This window comes from Pseudomonas aestiva (assembly GCF_039908605.1).
GTDB classification, from domain to species: Bacteria; Pseudomonadota; Gammaproteobacteria; order Pseudomonadales; family Pseudomonadaceae; genus Chryseomonas; species Chryseomonas aestiva.
In genome coordinates this window covers 4,312,772-4,330,159 of the sequence record NZ_CP150916.1, presented here as the reverse complement: position 1 = coordinate 4,330,159, position 17,388 = coordinate 4,312,772, and the positions used below count along the sequence as shown (strand labels likewise).

The following is a 17,388-nucleotide window of genomic DNA, read 5'->3' as shown; positions in this document are numbered from 1 at the left end:
GCCGGTTGACGTCCGAAAGGCTTGGGACGTCTCGCCCACCCTCGTCATCCTGCGCTGGATGACGAGTCGGACGATGACCGATAGCGGTAATCACGATTGGGTAAAGTCGCCGCCAGTTCGCCTGGCCGACTTCAAAAACCGAGGTTTCGCCAGATGGCGATACACGGCTCCGCTTGGTTCAGGGTATAGAAGTGCACACCGGGTGCCCCACCTTCGAGCAGTCGCTCGCAGAGGTCGGTCATGACTTCTTCGCCAAAGGCCTGGATGCTCTGGGTGTCGTCACCGTAGGCTTCCAGTTGCTTCCGCAGCCAGCGTGGCAGTTCAGCGCCACAGGCATCGGAGAAGCGCGCCAACTTGCTGTAGTTGGTGATCGGCATGATGCCAGGGATCACTGGGGCTTCGACTCCCAGTTTGCGGACACGTTCCACAAAATGGAAGTAGCAATCGGCGTTGAAGAAGTACTGGGTGACCGCGCGGTCAGCACCGGCCTGCATCTTGTACACGAAATTGCGCACGTCGTCCGTAAAGCTGCGCGCCTGCGGATGGGTTTCCGGATAGGCGGCGACTTCGATATGGAAGTGATCACCGGTTTCCTCGCGGATGAAGGCGACCAGATCGCTGGCGTGGCGCAATTCGCCACCGCCGGACAGGCCCATGCCGGACGGCAGGTCGCCGCGCAGGGCGACGATACGGTTGATGCCGGCTTCCCGGTACTGCTGCAGCAACTCGCGCAGCTTGGCCTTGCTGTCACCGACGCACGACAGGTGCGGTGCGGTCGGCACCCCGACCTCGTCGTTGAGCTGGCGCACGGTGCGATAGGTACCGTCGCGGGTCGATCCGCCGGCGCCATAGGTGCAGGAAAAGAACTCCGGCCCATGACTTGCCAGTTGCCGCGCCGTGGCGATCAGCTTCTCGTGGCCCGCTTCGGTCTTGCAGGGAAAGAATTCGAAACTCAGACTGGGTTTCACGTCGTCTCTCTCGTGGGCGGCCACCCGCTCCGGGGAGCGGGTGGCCTGGCCATCAGTAGCGGTAGCTGTCGGGCTTGAAGGGGCCTTCCTGGGTCACGCCGATGTACTTGGCCTGAGCTTCGGTCAGACGGGTCACCACGCCACCGAAGCCCTTCACCATTTCCAGCGCCACTTCTTCGTCGAGCTTCTTGGGCAGGACCATGACGGTGACGTTGGCGGTCTTCTCCGCGACCGGCAGGTCGGCGAACTTCTCCTGGAACAGGTGAATCTGCGCCAGCACCTGGTTGGCGAAGGAGCCGTCCATGATGCGGCTGGGGTGGCCGGTGGCGTTGCCCAGGTTCACCAGGCGGCCTTCGGCCAGCAGGATCAGGTAGTCGTCGTTGGCCGAGTCGACGGTCAGACCGGTGCGGTGGATCTTGTGCACCTGCGGCTTCACCTCTTCCCAGCCCCAGTGCTGGCGCATGAAGGCGGTGTCGATCTCGTTGTCGAAGTGACCGATGTTGCACACCAGGGCGCGCTTCTTCAGCGCCTTGAGCATGTTGGCGTCACAGACGTTGACGTTGCCAGTGGTGGTGACGATCAGGTCGATCTTGCCCAGCAGGGCGCGATCCACCGAGGCTTCGGTGCCGTCGTTCAGGCCATCGACATAGGGCGAGACCAGCTCGTAGCCGTCCATGCAGGCCTGCATGGCGCAGATCGGGTCGACTTCCGAGACCTTGACGATCATGCCTTCCTGACGCAGCGAGGCGGCCGAGCCCTTGCCCACGTCGCCGTAGCCGATCACCAGCGCCTGCTTGCCGGACAGCAGGTGGTCGGTGGCGCGCTTGATGGCGTCGTTGAGGCTGTGGCGGCAACCGTACTTGTTGTCGTTCTTGCTCTTGGTGACCGAGTCGTTGACGTTGATCGCCGGGACCTTGAGGGTGCCGTCCTTGAGCATGTCCAGCAGGCGGTGTACGCCAGTGGTGGTCTCTTCGGTGATGCCGTGGACGCGCTCCAGCACCTGCGGATACTTGTCGTGCAGGATCTGGGTCAGGTCACCGCCGTCGTCCAGCACCATGTTGGCGTCCCAGGGCTGGCCGTCCTTGAGGATGGTCTGCTCGATGCACCACTCGTATTCGGCTTCGGTCTCGCCCTTCCAGGCGAACACCGGGATACCGGCGGCGGCGATGGCCGCGGCGGCCTGGTCCTGGGTGGAGAAGATGTTGCAGCTGGACCAGCGCACTTCGGCGCCCAAAGCCACCAGGGTCTCGATGAGCACGGCGGTCTGGATGGTCATGTGGATACAGCCGAGGATCTTGGCACCGGCCAGGGGTTGTTCGCCGGCGTACTTGCCACGCAGTGCCATGAGGGCGGGCATTTCCGATTCGGCGATGATGACTTCGCGACGACCCCAGTCGGCCAGGGAGATGTCGGCGACCTTGAAATCGTTGAAAGCGGCAGGCGTGAGGACAGCGCTCATTGAAGAGTCTCCATTCGTTAGGTGCGAATGGGCGCCGTTGATGCGTTCTGATAACGCTCCGTTCGAGCCTGACAACGTCTGACGTCATGCCGGCCGTGATGCCCGCGCCAGCGGCGGGTCGGCTAGGATGGGATAACGCAGCGTGCTGCAGCGCCCCTCGAACGGAAGGCGGGGCGGCCTGGTGGCCGCGATGCGCGGGCAGTATAACGAGGATCGCGATAAACCCAAAGGGTGGCGCTCTGCCTCATGTCGACCGGAATCTACCGCGCGCGCCCTGATCTGATGCCTCAACCCCCCTGGAAATTCAAGGAGCCCTGATGAACTTCCATACCCGCAAGTGGGTGAAACCCGAAGACCTCAATGCCAATGGCACCCTGTTCGGCGGCAGTCTGCTGAAATGGATCGACGAGGAGGCGGCGATCTACGCCATCGTGCAGCTGGAAAATCCCAAGGTGGTGACCAAGTACATCTCGGAGATCAACTTCATCAGCGCCTCGCGTCAGGGCGACATCATCGAGCTGGGCATCACCGCCACCGAGTTCGGGCGTACCTCCATCACCCTGAGATGCGAGGTGCGCAACAAGATCACCCGCAAGAGCATCCTCACCATCGACAAGATCGTCTTCGTCAATCTCGACGAGGAAGGCAATCCGGTGCCCCATGGCAAGACCCGGATCACCTATGTCGAGGACAGGTTCAAGGAGTCGCCTTGAGGCCGGCGCGGGTCACGTCCAGGCGCCGCCGCTCGGCCCAGTAGAGCAGCAATTCACGTAGTTGCGAGAGTTCGATCGGCTTGCCCATGTGGCCGTCCATGCCGGCCTCCTGGGCGCGATCCTTGTGCTCGGCGAGGATATGCGCGGTCAGGGCCACCACCGGGGTGCGCGAACGATGATTCTGCTGTTCCCAGGCACGTAGCCGGCGGGTGGCGCCGAAGCCGTCCAGCAGGGGCATCTCGCAATCCATCAGGATGAGGTCGTAGGTGTTCTGCTGGAGCTTTTCGAAGGCCTCCAGGCCGTTGCTCACGGTATCGGGTTCGACGCCGAGCTTCTTCAGCATGCCGCGGATCACCTTGACCGAGATGCTGTTGTCCTCGGCCACCAGCACGCGGAAGTCGCTGGGAATGCCGCTGGGCTGTTCCTGGGGCTCGGGCTCGCTGACCCGCTGGCCGCGGCGCGACAGTTCGTCGGCCAGGGTGGCTCTGAGGGTATAGCCGGCCACCGGCTTGGCCAGCACCCGCTTGATACCGGCGTTGCGGGCGATGACCTTGCTCGGCGCATTGCTCAGCCCGGTGAGCATGATCAGCAGCAGATCGTGGTTGAGATTCTCGTCTTCGTTGATGCGCGCGGCGAGCTGCATGCCGGTCATGCCCGGCATCTGCTGATCGAGCAGCACCACATCGAAGTATTCCCGCAGGTGCGACTGGGTACGCAGCAGGGCCAGGGCCTCGCGCCCGGAGGCGGCGGTGACCGCCTGCATGCCCCAGGCGCTGCACTGCTGTTGCAGGACCTTGCGGCAGAGTTCGTTGTCATCGACCACCAGCACCCGCACGTCCTGCAGCGGATAGTCGCTGTCGCCGCGCGACAGGACCAGCGCCTGAGCCGGGATGGGCAGGCTGATCCAGAAGCTGGAACCGCCCTCGGCGTTGTTCTGGATGCCGAAGTCGCCCTGCATCAGCAGCACCAGCTGGCGGGCGATGATCAGGCCGAAATCCAGGCTGTCGGTATCGCTGGCGAGGAAGTCTCGGCGGTCGAGGTGGGTGGACAGCAGCTGGCGACTGAGCGCCGCGTCCAGCGGCGTGCCGCTGTCCTGCACCGAGATGCGCAGGCGTGGTGGCTGGCCGGTGGCCTCTTCCAGGGAGATCACCAGCAGGATCTCGCCCTCCTCGGTGCGCTGGAAGGCGTTTTCCAGCAGGTTGAGCAGGATCTGGCGCAAGCGGGTCGGGTCGCCGATGAAGCGGCGCGGCACCTGGGGCTGGATGAAGCTGAGCAATTCGACCCGGTGCTCCTCGGCACGCGGCCGGAAGATGTCCAGGCAGTCGTCGAGCAGGGCATTGAGGTCGAAGGTGACCTCCTCGAGTTCGATCTGGCCGCTTTCCAGGCGGGTGATGTCGATGATCTCGTTGATCAGATTGAGCAGCTCGGCGCCGGCGCTGTGGATGGTCTGCACATAGTCGCGCTGCTTGGCCGACAGCGCCGTGCCCTGCAGCAATTCGGTCATGCCCAGCACGCCGTTCATGGGCGTGCGGATCTCGTGACTGATGCGTGAGAGAAATTCGGCCTTGCCCTTGAGTTCCGCATGGTCCGTGGCTCTGTCGCGGGTGCGGGTGAAATGTTCCTCGCGCAGATAGCGACGCCGCTCCTCCAGGGCCAGGGTCAGCAGGATGCCGCTGAGCATGCAGCTGGCGATCAGGCCGCGGCCCATCCACACCGGTGGATTGGCGTAGCCGGCCAGGATCGGCAGCGCGATCAGCCCGGCCAGGGCCAGCAGGGCGCAGCTCATCACCAGCAGCCGCCCATAGCGGGCGCCCTGGTGCCAGCGCTCCAGCGCGATGATCAGGCAGGCGCACAGCGCCAGGCCATTGACCGCCATCAGCCAGTCGCCGACATAGAATTCGCCGGCGGCGATACGCACCACGGCGGCCAGGCCGACCAGGGCCAGCAGACCCCGCAGCGTGCGGCGGACCCACAGCGGCAGCCGTCGCCAGCCGAAGAAGGCGCCCACGAGATTCAGCCCGGCGGCGCTGCAGGCCAGCACCGACAGATCGGTCAGCAGCGGCGTCTGGCCCTTGAAGGTGCCCAGGAAGAACTTGCTCAATCCGAAGATGTTCAGGGCCACGCAGACCAGCATCACCAGCAGCAGGGTCAGGGCGCTGGTGGCGCGACTGCGGTGGTAGAGCAGCTGGGCGCCGTTGTACAGCGCCAGCATGGCCAGGCAGCCGAGCAACACGCCGAACATCACCAGGCGATGGGTGATCTCGGCTTCGGCACTGCTGCTCAGGGTCAGGGCGATCCGCATCGGCTGGGGCGATTCGAATCTCAGGAAGAGGTCGAGCGGCTGATCGCTCTGTGGAATCGGGAAGACGAAGTCGCGACTGAGTTGCTGCGGATTGAGCAGCGGCCGCGACAGGCCGTCGCGGATCTCGCTGAGCAACTGGTCATCGCGATAGGCGAAGAAATCCAGGTAGCCGACGTTGGGCGAAATGATGCGCAGCAGCCGCTGCTGGGCGTCGGGCTGGATGCGGGTGTGCAGCCAGAGCGCACCGGAACCGGCTGGGCGGTGGGCCCTGGCGGTGGTCAGCGGTTTGAAAGCGGACAGCCGATCACGGACATCGTCGAGCGAGAATTCGCCAGTGACGTCCTCGTACTGCGCCCAGCCCGCATCCAGCGAATTCTCGGCCTGCACGGAATTGGCCACCAGCAGCAACAGCAGCCAGCTGACCACAAAGCCTATGGCGATCCAGAGCCGGTGCACGAGAGTTCCCTTCGCAAATGCGGACGTCGAGTATAGACCAGCCCGTCACGTCTGTTGACGTAACAGTGTAACAGGCTGATCCCTTAGGCGAGCTTCACTGTCGCTCGCGAGCGATGGCGCGGTAGCCGATGTCGCTGCGGTAGAAGCAGCCCTGCCAGGAGATTTCCCGGGCCAGCGCAGAGGCGTTCTGCTGGGCGGCGGAGACCGTTTCGCCCAGAGCCGTGGCGCACAGCACCCGACCGCCGGCGGTGACGACCTGACCGTCGCGCAGGCCGGTGCCCGCGTGGAACACCTTGCCCGGCAGCGCTGCGGCGGCCTCGAGACCAGCGATGGCGTCACCCTTGGCGTAGTCGCCCGGATAGCCGCCGGCGGCCAGGACGATGCCCAGGCTCGGACGTGGATCCCAGCAGGCTTCGATCTTGTCGAGGGCCTCGGCCAGGGCGGCCTCCACCAGCAGCACCAGGCTGGACTGCAGGCGCAGCATCACCGGCTGGGTCTCGGGATCGCCGAACCGGCAGTTGAATTCGATGACCTTGGGCGCGCCACTCTGGTCGATCATCAGGCCGGCATAGAGGAAGCCGGTGTAGACATTGCCTTCGCTGGCCATGCCGGCCACGGTGGGTTCGATGATCTCGCGCATGACCCGGTCATGGACCGCCGCGGTCACCACCGGCGCCGGGGAGTAGGCGCCCATGCCGCCGGTGTTGGGACCGCTGTCGCCGTCGCCGACGCGCTTGTGGTCCTGGCTGGTGGCCATCGGCAGCACGTTCTTGCCATCCACCATGACGATGAAACTGGCTTCCTCGCCATCGAGGAATTCCTCGATCACCACTCGCGCACCGGCATCGCCGAAGGCATTGCCAGAGAGCATGTCACGCACGGCGTCCTCGGCTTCGGCCAGGGTCATGGCGACGATCACGCCCTTGCCGGCGGCCAGGCCATCGGCCTTGATCACGATGGGCGCACCCTGCTCGCGCAGATAGGCTAGCGCCGGCTCCACCTCGGTGAAGTTGGCGTAGGCGGCGGTGGGGATCTGATGGCGCGCGAGGAAATCCTTGGTGAAGGCCTTGGAGCCTTCCAGTTGCGCCGCGCCGGCGGTGGGGCCGAAGCAGGGCAGGCCACGGCTGCGGAACAGGTCGACCACGCCGGCCACCAGCGGCGCCTCGGGACCGACGATGGTCAGCTCGACGTTGGCGGCGGCGAAGTCGGCCAGTTGCTCCAGGGCCAGGACGTCGAGGGCGACGTTCTCGCACTTGGCTTCGGTGGCGGTGCCGGCGTTGCCGGGGGCGACGTAGACCTTGGTGACCCGGGTGTCCTGGGCGACCTTCCAGGCCAGGGCGTGTTCGCGACCGCCGCTGCCGATGATGAGTACGTTCATGAAGCTTTCCTCTGGGCAGGCGCTGGGCACGTCCGCCACGCAAATGGGTCGACGGCGAAGGCTGCGGCCCTCGCCGTGGCGGGCCTTAGTGGCGGAAGTGGCGCATGCCGGTGAAGACCATGGCGATGCCGGCTTCGTCGGCGGCGGCGATCACCTCGGCGTCGCGCATGGAGCCACCCGGCTGGATCACCGCGGTGATGCCGTTGGCCGCGGCGTTGTCGATGCCGTCGCGAAAGGGGAAGAAGGCGTCCGAGGCCATGACCGCGCCGGCCACGGCCAGACCGGCGTGCTCGGCCTTGATGGCGGCGATGCGCGCCGAGTTGACGCGGCTCATCTGGCCGGCGCCGATGCCCACGGTCTGCTGGCCCTTGGCGTAGACGATGGCATTGGATTTGACGAACTTGGCCACCTTCCAGGCGAAGATCAGGTCCTGCAGCTCCTGCTCGCTGGGCGCGCGGCGGGTCACCACCTTGAGGTCGTCGGCGGTGATCATGGCGATGTCGCGGCTCTGTACCAGCAGGCCACCGTTGACGCGCTTGAGGTCCAGGCCGGGCTTGCGCTCGGCGGGCCACTCGCCGCACTCCAGCAGGCGGACGTTGGCCTTGGCCGCGACGACCTCGCGGGCTTCGGCACTGACGCGCGGGGCGATGATCACCTCGACGAACTGGCGCTCGACGATGGCGCGGGCGGTTTCGGCGTCCAGTTCGCGGTTGAAGGCGATGATGCCGCCGAAGGCCGATTCGCTGTCGGTGGCATAGGCCAGTTCATAGGCCTGGCGGATGTCGCCGGCGACGGCCACGCCGCAGGGGTTGGCGTGCTTGACGATGACGCAGGCCGGTTCCCCGTAGCTCTTCACGGTTTCCAGGGCGGCATCGGTGTCGGCGACGTTGTTGAAGGACAGTTCCTTGCCCTGCAGCTGGGTGGCGGTGGCCACGCAGGCTTCGCTGGCGTGTTCGACATAGAAGGCCGCCTGCTGGTGCGGATTCTCGCCGTATCTCATGTCCTGCGCCTTGATGAACTGGGCGCTGAAGGTCCGCGGGAAGGCGGCGCGGCCGTCGGTGGTCAGGGTCTCGGCCTGCTGGTCGATACTGCCCAGGTAGTTGGCGATCATGCCGTCGTAGGCAGCGGTGTGCTCGAAGGCCTTGAGCGCCAGATCGAAGCGCTGGGCATAGGTCAGGCCACCGGCCTTGAGGTCGTCGAGGATGGCCGCGTAGTCACTGGCATTGACCACGATGGCGACATCCTTGTGGTTCTTCGCCGCGCTGCGGACCATGGTCGGGCCGCCGATGTCGATGTTTTCGATGGCATCGGCCAGGCTGCAGCCCGGCTTGGCCACGGTGGCGGCGAAGGGATAGAGGTTGACCGCGACCAGGTCGATCGGGCGGATGCCGTGCTCGCTCATCACCTCGTGGTCGACGCCGCGACGACCGAGGATGCCGCCGTGGATCTTCGGGTGCAGGGTCTTGACGCGACCGTCCATCATCTCCGGGAAGCCGGTGTAGTCGGCGACTTCCACCGCTGGGATGCCTTCATCGCGCAGCAGCTTGTAGGTACCGCCGGTGGACAGGATTTCCACGCCGATGGCCGCGAGTTCGCGGGCGAAGTCGACGACGCCCGTCTTGTCGGACACGCTGATCAGCGCACGGCGGACGGGGAGGCGAGAGGTCTGGTCGGTCATGGTCATGTCCATCAGGAGGAGAAAGACCGCCGGTCAAGCCCCCTGGGCCGCCGGCGATGAGGCGGATCAGAGCAGGTCGTACTGCTTGAGCTTCTTGCGCAGGGTGCCGCGATTGAGCCCGAGCATCTCCGACGCCTTGGTCTGGTTGCCCTTGACGTAATTCATCACGCTTTCGAGCAGGGGTGCTTCCACTTCGCAGAGCACCATGTTGTAGACGTCGGTCACCGGCTGCCCATCGAGGTGGGCGAAATAGTTGCGCAGCGCCTTTTCCACGCTGTCGCGCAGCGTCTGACCCTCCTGCAGGGGAGCGGTCAGGTGCTGCTTGAGGTCGCCGTTGTCACTCACAGGCGCTGTTCCAGTCAAAGTCTCGGTCATCGAATTCATGCCACCTGCTTCCCGGTCGGGGGCTGCGCGAAGAACGCGCGAATGCTGGCGTGCTGGGCTTGGGTGTCTTGCAGTCGGTTGAACTGGGCGCGCGATTCCGCGGCGCCCGGCCGGTCGGCCAGGTACCAGCCGACGTGCTTGCGGGCGATGCGTACGCCCATTTCCGCGCCGTAGAAGGCATGCAGGGCGTCGAGGTGTTCCAGCAGGATGGCCTCCACCTCGGCATCACCGGGCGCCGCCAGGTGCTCGCCGGTCGCCAGGTAGTGGGCGATCTCGCGGAAGATCCAGGGTCGCCCCTGGGCGGCGCGGCCGATCAGCAGGCCGTCGCAGCCGGTGTGTTCGAGCACCCAGCGGGCCTTTTCCGGGCTGTCGATGTCGCCGTTGGCGAACACCGGGATACCGACCGCCTGCTTGATGGCGGCGATGGTGTCGTACTCGGCGGCGCCGAAAAACCGGTCGTCCCGGGTGCGGCCATGCACGGCGAGGGCCTGGATGCCCGCGGCTTCGGCCAGCTGCGCGATGCGCAGGCCGTTGCGATTGTCGGGATTCCAGCCGGTGCGGATCTTCAGGGTCACGGGGACGTCGACGGCGGCCACCACGGCGGCGAGGATCTCGGCCACCAGGGCCTCATCCTTCATCAGCGCGGAGCCGGCGGCCTTGTTGCAGACCTTTTTCGCCGGGCAGCCCATGTTGATGTCGATGATCTGGGCACCCAGTTCGACATTGCGCCGGGCCGCCTCGGCCAGCATCGCCGGATCGCCGCCGGCGATCTGCACCGAACGCGGTTCCTGCTCGCTGGCGTGGATCAGGCGCAGCCGCGACTTGCGGCTGTCGTAGAGCCGCACGTCACTGGTCACCATTTCCGACACGGCCATGCCGGCGCCGAGTGCCAGGCACAGGCGACGGAAGGGCAGGTCGGTGACCCCGGCCATGGGCGCGAGAATCAGCGGATTGGGCAAGGTATAAGGGCCGATGCGTACCATCGACATATCTTTTTCCCTGGCGAATAGGCGCCTGTTCCGCCTGCGCCGGAAACCGGCCGCGGACAGGGGCTGCTGTGCTTGAAAAGGGTTGGGAATGATACCCGCTCACCGCCTCCGGATAAAGCGCGAGTTGGCTAGTTTATGAGCAATTCCCCCTGGAGCTACTCCGGCGAGAAGAAGCTCAGGCTGTAATTCACGGCTCGCGGGCCGGGGTCGAGAATGTCCAGGGCGATGTGGATCGGCGTCTGCGGCGGCATCTCGTCCTGGCCTTTCAGTTCGCCATTCAGGTATTCGCCCGGCTTGAAGCGGCGGCTGGCGAGCAGTTGGCCATTGAGGTCGGCGAAGCGCAATTCCAGCAGCGGGAAGGGCTGCGAGAAGGGTGCCCGGTTGTAGAGGATGGCATCGACGCGCAGCGCTCCGGAAAATTGCGGGTGGCTGCGCACCACCAGGTTGCTGCTGCGGATCTGCTGCACATCGACCTTGGACGGCACCTTGCAGCCGAGGCTGGCACAGGCCTGGACGAACAGCGGGCGATAGCTGTCCTGCCGCGCCAGTTCGTCGAAGTGGTAATAGACGTACTGGCCGGCCAGGCCGAGCAGTGCCAGCAGGCAGAGCAGGATCCACAGCAGGCGGCGACCCCAGCGCGGGCGCTGCGGGTGGCTGTCCAGCTGCAGCGGTTCGTCGTGCAGGTCCAGCAGCGGATCGTCCTGCCATTCCGGCTCGCTGCGCAGGCCGCTCGCGGCTTTGGCCGGCGGCGGCTCGTCGTCGCTGTCGCGAGCGGCGCTGAGGGATTCGGCAGCCGGCTCCTGCCAGTCGTCGAGGCGGCCCAGGCCGGGTTCGGCGCGTTCGTCGTCGTCGGTTTCGACCCGGCCGAGCGCGGGCTCCTGGCGTTCGGCCGGCGCGGCGGTGAGGGGCGCGGGCGGCGTAGCCGGGGCGGGCTTCAGCGGGGCGCGCACGGCCGCGAGCGGGGCCACCGGCGCTACGGCAGGCAAGGGGGTGATGGCAGGCTCGGGCTCGGGCGCCGGTGCGAAGGCGGGCTCGGGCTCGGGTTCGAGTCGCGGTTCCGGCTCGGCGGCGGTAAGGGACAGGGGCTCGGACTCAGGCTCCGCCTCGGGCGCGGCCCGCAGTCGCAGCGACTCCGGCTCGGGTTCGCGCTCGGCGGAGACGGCGCCGAGCGACGGCAGCTCGTAGGCCTCTTCGTCGTCCTGGGGGCGACGGGCAGCCAGCCCCAGGGCCGATGCCGGCTCTTCCTGCGGCGTGGTCACGGCGGGCGGTGCGGCCAAGGCGGCAGGCGCCATGGGAGCGACCGGCGCGCGGCGCTGTTCTTCCAGGGCGCCCAGGCGGGCGACCTCGGCGTCCAGCTCCAGGTGGCTCAGGTCCAGTTCGTCATGGGGCCAGGCCGCTTCGCTGGGCGTGGGCGCCGGCGCGGGTGGCGCGGGCGCGGGCTCAGGGGCCGTCAGGGGCGCGGCCTGGTTGCTGGCGTTGAACACTTCCAGGCAGACGCCACAACGTACGTCGCCATCCGCGGCGGCCAGGTGTTCCTGGGTGACACGGAAGCGGGTATGGCAATGCGGACACTGGGCGACGAGGGATTCGGTCATGGCGAGGCGACAGCCAGGGAGTGAAGCGCGCTAGTGTACCCGAAGGCCCTGGCGAAAGAAGGGCCTCCACCGGGCCGCCGGGTGAGCGGACCGGTGGCGCCGCTGCGCATCAGCGGCGGCGGGTCCCGCTGATGCGTACCCAACCGTCGAGGGTGGCGGTGGGTTCCAGGTCGAAGCAGCCGGCGTAGGCGGCGCGGACGTCCTCGGCCTGCTCGGCGAGGATGCCGGAGAGGGCCAGGCGACCGCCGATGCGGGTCAGGCGGGTGATCTGCTCGGCCAGGCCGACCAGCGGACCGGCGAGGATGTTGGCCACCACCACGTCGGCCTGCTCGCCTGGCAGATCGGCGGGCAGGTACAGCGGAAAGCGGGCCGGATCGATGCCGTTGCGGTTGGCGTTCTCGCGCGAGGCTTCGAGGGCCTGGACGTCGATGTCGGTGCCCACGGCGCGCTCGGCGCCCAGCAGCAGGGCGGCGATGGCGAGGATGCCCGAGCCGCAGCCGAAATCCAGCACCTGCCGGCCGGCGACCGGTTCGCCGTCCAGCCACTGCAGGCACAGCGAGGTGGTGGGATGGGTGCCGGTGCCAAAGGCCAGGCCCGGATCCAGCAGCAGATTGACCGCTTCGGGTTCCGGGGCCTCGTGCCAGCTGGGGACGATCCACAGCCGCTGGCCGAAGCGCATCGGCTGGAAGTTGTCCATCCAGCTGCGTTCCCATTCCTGGTCTTCCAGGCGCTCCACCTCGTAGGTCAGGCCGTTGGCCAGCAGCTGCACGCGCTGTTCCAGGGCGGCGGCGTCGGTATCGCCTTCGAACAGCGCCAGCAGGTGGGTCTGGGACCACAGCGGGGTGGTGCCGAGATCCGGTTCGAAGATCGGCTGGTCCTCGGCGTCCATGAAGGTCACCGAGACGGCGCCCAGTTCGAGCATGAGGTCTTCGTAGGTTTCCGCCTGGGCGGGCGTGAGGGCGAGGCGGACTTGCAGCCAGGACATGGTGGGCTACCTGAATCGGGTCAAAGCGGGGAGGGTAAATGAAAACGGGCTGCCCGAGGGCAGCCCGTTTGCTAGGTAAGAAGCCGACGGGGCGAGCGAGCCAGGTCAGGCAAGGCGGAAATCGCCGAGGAGGCCCATTCTCCCTAGGGTAAATGGGCATTCCGACGGGGCCGCCCAGGCCGGGCTGGCGATCCAGGCGCTTTCCAACGCAGCCTGGCCGACGCGCTGCTGTCACGTCCTTAGTGGCGCATGCCGAGCTTCTTCTCCAGATAGTGGATGTTCACCGCGCCCTGGCCGAAGGCCTGGTCGCGGGTCAGCATCCGATGCAGATCGGCGTTGGTCTTGATGCCGTCGACGATCAGCTCGTCCAGGGCGTTGCGCATCCGGGCCATGGCCTCTTCGCGGGTCTTGCCCCAGGTGATCAGCTTGGCGATCAGCGAATCGTAGTTCGGCGGAACCTTGTAGCCGCTGTACAGGTGCGAATCCACCCGTACGCCGTTGCCCCCCGGTGCATGGTAGTGCTTGACCAGGCCCGGGGAGGGCATGAAGGTCTTGGGATCTTCGGCGTTGATCCGGCACTCGATGGCGTGGCCGGTGATCTTGATGTCTTCCTGCTTGATCGACAGCGGGTTGCCAGCGGCGATGCTGAGCATCTCCTTGACGATGTCGACGCCAGTGATCATCTCGGTCACCGGATGCTCCACCTGCACGCGGGTGTTCATCTCGATGAAGTAGAAGCGGCCGTCTTCGTAGAGGAACTCGAAGGTGCCGGCGCCCCGGTAGCCGATGTCGATGCAGGCCTTGACGCAGCGCGCCAGGACCTCTTCGCGGGCCTTCTCGTCGATCTGGGGCGCAGGCGCCTCCTCGATGACCTTCTGGTGCCGGCGCTGCAGCGAGCAATCGCGGTCGTAGAGATGCACAGCATTGCCCTGGCCATCGGAGAGCACCTGGACTTCCACGTGACGCGGATTGCCGAGGAACTTCTCCATGTAGACCATGGAATTGCCAAAGGCGGCGCCGGCTTCGGTCTGGGTCAGCTTGATCGACTTGATCAGCTCGGCCTCGTCCTCGACCACGCGCATGCCGCGACCACCACCGCCACCGGCGGCCTTGATGATCACCGGATAGCCGACTTCGCGGCCGATGCGCAGGCACTCGGCCTCGTCATCCGGCAGGGCGCCGTCGGAACCCGGTACGGTGGGCACGCCGGCCTGCTTCATGGCGTTCTTGGCGGACACCTTGTCGCCCATCAGGCGAATCACGTCGGCGGTGGGGCCGACGAAGGCGAATCCGGACTGCTCCACCTGCTCGGCGAAGTCGGCGTTCTCGGCGAGAAAGCCGTAGCCGGGGTGGATGGCGGTGGCGCCGGTGACTTCCGCGGCACTAATGATGGCCGGGATGTTCAGGTAGGACAGGGGCGAGGGGGCCGGGCCGATGCACACCGATTCGTCGGCGAGGGACAGATGCATCAGTTCGCGGTCGGCGGTGGAATGAACCGCCACCGTCTTGATGCCCAGCTCCTTGCAGGCACGCACCACGCGCAGGGCGATTTCCCCGCGGTTGGCGATCAGGACTTTTTCCAGCATCGTGGGCTCCACGGGCTTAGACAATGGTGAACAGCGGCTGGTCGAATTCGACGGGCTGACCGTTCTCGACCAGCACCTGGCCGATGGTGCCGCTGGCTTCGGCTTCGATGTGGTTCATCATCTTCATGGCTTCGACGATGCACAGGATGTCGCCTTTCTTCACCTGCTGGCCGACTTCGACGAAGGCCGGAGTGGTGGGCGAGGACGCGCGGTAGAAGGTGCCGACCATGGGCGAGCGAGCCACGTTACCGGTCAGTTGCGGAGCGGCGGCTTCGGTAGCCGGCGCAGCAGCGGCCGGAGCGGCAGCCGGGGCCGGCGCGGCGACCGGCGCGGGAGCGGCGGCGTAGACGGTCTGCATGCCCTGGTTGCGGCCGGTGTTGCGGCTGATGCGGACGGACTCTTCGCCTTCGCGGATTTCCAGCTCGTCGATACCGGACTCTTCCAGCAACTCGATCAGTTTCTTGACTTTACGGATGTCCATTGGCGTTGGCTCTCCCCTCGGGTTCAGGTGATGTTCTGGATATTGGGTCGCGCTCAGCCGCGTGCGGCGAGCTGTTCGCAGGCGGCTTCCAGCGCCAGGCGATAGCCACTGGCGCCGAGCCCGCAGATGACACCGACCGCCACATCGGAAAAATAGGAGTGGTGGCGGAAAACTTCGCGCTTGTGCACGTTCGACAGGTGCACTTCGATGAATGGGATGCTCACCGCGAGCAAGGCGTCACGTAGGGCGACACTGGTATGGGTGAAGGCAGCCGGATTGATCAGGATGAAATCCACCCCTTCGTCGCGCGCGGCGTGGATGCGTTCGATCAGCAGGTGTTCGGCGTTGCTCTGCAGCGACTGCAGACGATGCCCCGCCGCGGTGGCGCGGGCTTCGAGGTCGGCGTTGATCTGGGCCAGGGTGGTGGCACCGTAGACGCCCGGCTCGCGGGTACCCAGCAGATTCAGGTTGGGCCCGTGCAGTACCAGCAGATGCGCCATAGCCACTTGCCTCGCGATTTCGCAACCAGATTGGCCGCGGACTATGCCGCAACCGGAGGTGACTGTCCAGTCGCTAGACGTTTGCCGGAAATGCCCGCACGTTGGGCGAAATTCTTTTAATCGCTGGTGATAAGCCTTTTTGCTTCGTCGAGTCGGGCGAGAAAGCCCGCAGCATCGATTTCGCCGACGATGCGCGCCTTGGCCTGCTCCCGGCCGCTGGCATCGTAGAACAGGATCGCCGGCGGGCCGAACAGGCCGTGCTGCTCCAGCCACTGGCGCTGTTCCCGGGTGCTTTGCGTCATATCGAAACGGATCAGCGTGAAGTCGCGCAATTGCGCCTGGATCTCGGGATTGCCGAAGACCTCGCGCTCGATCAGCTTGCAGCTGATGCACCAGTCGGCATAGACGTCCACCAGCAGGGGTCGCCCGCTGCCGAGGCTGCTCGCCAGGGCGGCGGGATCGCTCAGGCTGCGCATGACCTCCGCGCGGGCAGCCACGGCGGGTGCCGCGGCGTCGCCCAGCGGCCGCAGGGGGTCGCTGGCGCCGCGCAGGGCGCCGATGCCGGCGGCCGCGCCGTAGACCACCAGGGCCAGGCCCGCCAGTTGTGACAGGCGCTGGCGGGGCGGCTTGGGGGCAAATTCCAGGGCGCCGAGGAACAGTCCGACCCCGGCGGCCAGCAGGCCCCAGGCCGCCAGCGCCAGGGGGCCCGGAAGGAGTCGTTCAAGCAGCCACAGGGCTACCGCCAGCAGCAGTACGCCGAACGCATTGCGCATGCCCACCAGCCAGGCGCCGCTGCGTGGCAGCAGGGCGCCGCCGCCGGCGGCGATGAGGATCAGCGGGGCGCCCATGCCCAGGCCCAGGGCGAACAGTGCCAGGCCGCCGCCGAGCCAGTCGGCGGTGCTGCTGATATAGAGCAGAAGGCCCGCCAGGGGCGCCGAGACGCAGGGCGAGACGATCAGGCTGGAGAGCACGCCGAGGGTGGCTGCGCCGCCCAGGGAGCCGCCGCGGGTACCGCTGGCGAGCTGTTCCAGGCGCTCGCGCAGGGGCGCCGGCAGGCGCAGTTCGAAGAGGCCGAACATCGCCAGGGCGAACAGCGCGAACAGCGCGGCGAAGGGAATCAGTATCCAGGCCGACTGCAGTTGCGCCTGGAGATTGAGACTGGCACCAAAGACGCCCATGAGTGCGCCCAGGGCAGCGAAGCTCAGCGCCATGGGCACCACGTAGGCCAGCGCCAGCAGCAGGCCACGTCCCGGGCGCGCCTTGCCGGCCAGGACCACCGCCGAGACGATGGGCAACATCGGCAGGACGCAGGGGGTGAAGGTCAGTCCCAGGCCGGCGAGGAAGGCCAGTAGGATTCTGTTCCACCCCACCTGGTCAGGGGGCGGGGCGGCGACCGCCGGGCTCGCCGCGGAGGAGGCCGTGGGGCCGGTGATAGCCAGGGTGCGGGTTTCCGGCGGATAGCAGAGCCCGCGATCCGCGCAGCCCTGGTAGGTCACCTTGATCTGGCCGCCGCGGTCGGGCGCGAGGGGCAGGGGGATGTCGACGCCGGCATGATAGACCTGGACGTCGCCGAACCATTCGTCGTGCTTGGGCTCGCCAGGTGGCAGGGCAACCGGCGCGGTCAGCAGGCCGGGGTCGGCGTCGAAGGCGAAGCGCTGCCGATAGAGGTAATAACCCTCGGCGATGATGAAGCGCACCTGGGGGCGGCCCTCTGCGTCGCGACGCTGCTCCAGGCGAAAGGCCTGGTCCACCGGCAGGAATTGCTGACTGGGACGCTGACCGTCCAGGCCCAATGCGGCCGTCGGGCGCGGCGCATCGAACAGGCCGGCGGCGGCGGGCAGGGTCAGCAGCAGGGTGAGCAGGAACAGCAGGACACGCATGGGCTTCTCGGCGATCGGCAGCGGCCGATCATAG

General features: G+C 66.7%; 14 protein-coding genes and 1 riboswitch. Of the genes, 1 reads left to right on the top strand and 13 read right to left on the bottom strand.

Annotated features, from left to right (window positions below; translation table 11 throughout):
* Nucleotides 1-131 precede the first annotated feature (131 nt).
* Both metF and ahcY read right to left on the bottom strand, forming a co-directional pair.
* Nucleotides 132-968 (bottom strand): methylenetetrahydrofolate reductase [NAD(P)H], encoded by an 837-nt coding sequence (metF, locus tag AABM56_RS20055; RefSeq protein WP_133861534.1) that lies wholly within the window; start codon nt 966-968, stop codon nt 132-134.
* 52 nt (nt 969-1,020) lie between these two features.
* A complete protein-coding gene (gene ahcY / locus AABM56_RS20050) occupies nt 1,021-2,427 on the bottom strand; it encodes an adenosylhomocysteinase (protein ID WP_133861533.1) in 1,407 nt (468 codons plus the stop codon).
* 22 nt (nt 2,428-2,449) lie between these two features.
* Nucleotides 2,450-2,592: riboswitch (S-adenosyl-L-homocysteine riboswitch) on the bottom strand.
* Between the two features lie 152 nt (nt 2,593-2,744).
* Here ahcY and AABM56_RS20045 point away from each other — a divergent pair.
* On the top strand, nt 2,745-3,140 hold the full coding sequence (locus AABM56_RS20045) for an acyl-CoA thioesterase (RefSeq protein WP_064309293.1): 396 nt from the start codon (nt 2,745-2,747) through the stop codon (nt 3,138-3,140).
* Here AABM56_RS20045 and AABM56_RS20040 read toward each other — a convergent pair.
* The 11 genes from AABM56_RS20040 to dsbD form a co-directional block, all read right to left on the bottom strand.
* A complete protein-coding gene (locus tag AABM56_RS20040; RefSeq protein WP_133861532.1) occupies nt 3,124-5,898 on the bottom strand; it encodes a hybrid sensor histidine kinase/response regulator in 2,775 nt (924 codons plus the stop codon). The genes AABM56_RS20045 and AABM56_RS20040 overlap by 17 nt on opposite strands.
* A gap of 94 nt (nt 5,899-5,992) precedes the next feature.
* A complete protein-coding gene (purD, locus tag AABM56_RS20035; RefSeq protein WP_263259272.1) occupies nt 5,993-7,276 on the bottom strand; it encodes a phosphoribosylamine--glycine ligase in 1,284 nt (427 codons plus the stop codon).
* An 85-nt stretch (nt 7,277-7,361) separates the two neighbouring features.
* Nucleotides 7,362-8,954: a bifunctional phosphoribosylaminoimidazolecarboxamide formyltransferase/IMP cyclohydrolase gene (purH, locus tag AABM56_RS20030; RefSeq protein WP_133861530.1), complete on the bottom strand. Its 1,593-nt coding sequence runs from the start codon at nt 8,952-8,954 to the stop codon at nt 7,362-7,364.
* Nucleotides 8,955-9,020: 66 nt separating this feature from the next.
* Nucleotides 9,021-9,338, bottom strand: coding sequence for a DNA-binding transcriptional regulator Fis (fis, locus tag AABM56_RS20025; protein WP_026083845.1), 318 nt, complete (start codon nt 9,336-9,338; stop codon nt 9,021-9,023).
* A complete protein-coding gene (gene dusB / locus AABM56_RS20020; RefSeq protein WP_133861529.1) occupies nt 9,335-10,327 on the bottom strand; it encodes a tRNA dihydrouridine synthase DusB in 993 nt (330 codons plus the stop codon). The genes fis and dusB overlap by 4 nt, the downstream gene beginning before the upstream one ends.
* Before the next feature lie 155 nt (nt 10,328-10,482).
* Entirely contained in the window at nt 10,483-11,922 is a 1,440-nt protein-coding gene (locus tag AABM56_RS20015) for a DUF3426 domain-containing protein (RefSeq protein WP_347883659.1), read from the bottom strand.
* A gap of 109 nt (nt 11,923-12,031) precedes the next feature.
* The gene (prmA, locus tag AABM56_RS20010) at nt 12,032-12,907 is read right to left on the bottom strand and encodes a 50S ribosomal protein L11 methyltransferase (protein WP_158890978.1); all 876 of its coding nucleotides are present in this window, start codon (nt 12,905-12,907) and stop codon (nt 12,032-12,034) included.
* Nucleotides 12,908-13,146: 239 nt separating this feature from the next.
* Entirely contained in the window at nt 13,147-14,493 is a 1,347-nt protein-coding gene (accC, locus tag AABM56_RS20005; protein WP_187980398.1) for an acetyl-CoA carboxylase biotin carboxylase subunit, read from the bottom strand.
* A 16-nt stretch (nt 14,494-14,509) separates the two neighbouring features.
* Complete coding sequence (accB, locus tag AABM56_RS20000) at nt 14,510-14,974, bottom strand: acetyl-CoA carboxylase biotin carboxyl carrier protein (protein WP_187980397.1); 465 nt, start codon at nt 14,972-14,974, stop codon at nt 14,510-14,512.
* A gap of 53 nt (nt 14,975-15,027) precedes the next feature.
* Entirely contained in the window at nt 15,028-15,474 is a 447-nt protein-coding gene (aroQ, locus tag AABM56_RS19995) for a type II 3-dehydroquinate dehydratase (protein ID WP_347883658.1), read from the bottom strand.
* Between the two features lie 116 nt (nt 15,475-15,590).
* Nucleotides 15,591-17,354, bottom strand: coding sequence for a protein-disulfide reductase DsbD (gene dsbD, locus AABM56_RS19990; protein WP_263259274.1), 1,764 nt, complete (start codon nt 17,352-17,354; stop codon nt 15,591-15,593).
* Nucleotides 17,355-17,388 lie beyond the last annotated feature (34 nt).

Coding starts and splice junctions, on each gene's coding strand:
- ahcY (WP_133861533.1), bottom strand. CDS start 2,427: ATGAGCGCTGTCCTCACGCCTGCCGCTTTCAACGATTTCAAGGTCGCC.
- AABM56_RS20045 (WP_064309293.1), top strand. CDS start 2,745: ATGAACTTCCATACCCGCAAGTGGGTGAAACCCGAAGACCTCAATGCC.
- purD (WP_263259272.1), bottom strand. CDS start 7,276: ATGAACGTACTCATCATCGGCAGCGGCGGTCGCGAACACGCCCTGGCC.
- purH (WP_133861530.1), bottom strand. CDS start 8,954: ATGACCGACCAGACCTCTCGCCTCCCCGTCCGCCGTGCGCTGATCAGC.
- fis (WP_026083845.1), bottom strand. CDS start 9,338: ATGAATTCGATGACCGAGACTTTGACTGGAACAGCGCCTGTGAGTGAC.
- dusB (WP_133861529.1), bottom strand. CDS start 10,327: ATGTCGATGGTACGCATCGGCCCTTATACCTTGCCCAATCCGCTGATT.
- AABM56_RS20015 (WP_347883659.1), bottom strand. CDS start 11,922: ATGACCGAATCCCTCGTCGCCCAGTGTCCGCATTGCCATACCCGCTTC.
- prmA (WP_158890978.1), bottom strand. CDS start 12,907: ATGTCCTGGCTGCAAGTCCGCCTCGCCCTCACGCCCGCCCAGGCGGAA.
- accC (WP_187980398.1), bottom strand. CDS start 14,493: ATGCTGGAAAAAGTCCTGATCGCCAACCGCGGGGAAATCGCCCTGCGC.
- accB (WP_187980397.1), bottom strand. CDS start 14,974: ATGGACATCCGTAAAGTCAAGAAACTGATCGAGTTGCTGGAAGAGTCC.
- aroQ (WP_347883658.1), bottom strand. CDS start 15,474: ATGGCGCATCTGCTGGTACTGCACGGGCCCAACCTGAATCTGCTGGGT.
- dsbD (WP_263259274.1), bottom strand. CDS start 17,354: ATGCGTGTCCTGCTGTTCCTGCTCACCCTGCTGCTGACCCTGCCCGCC.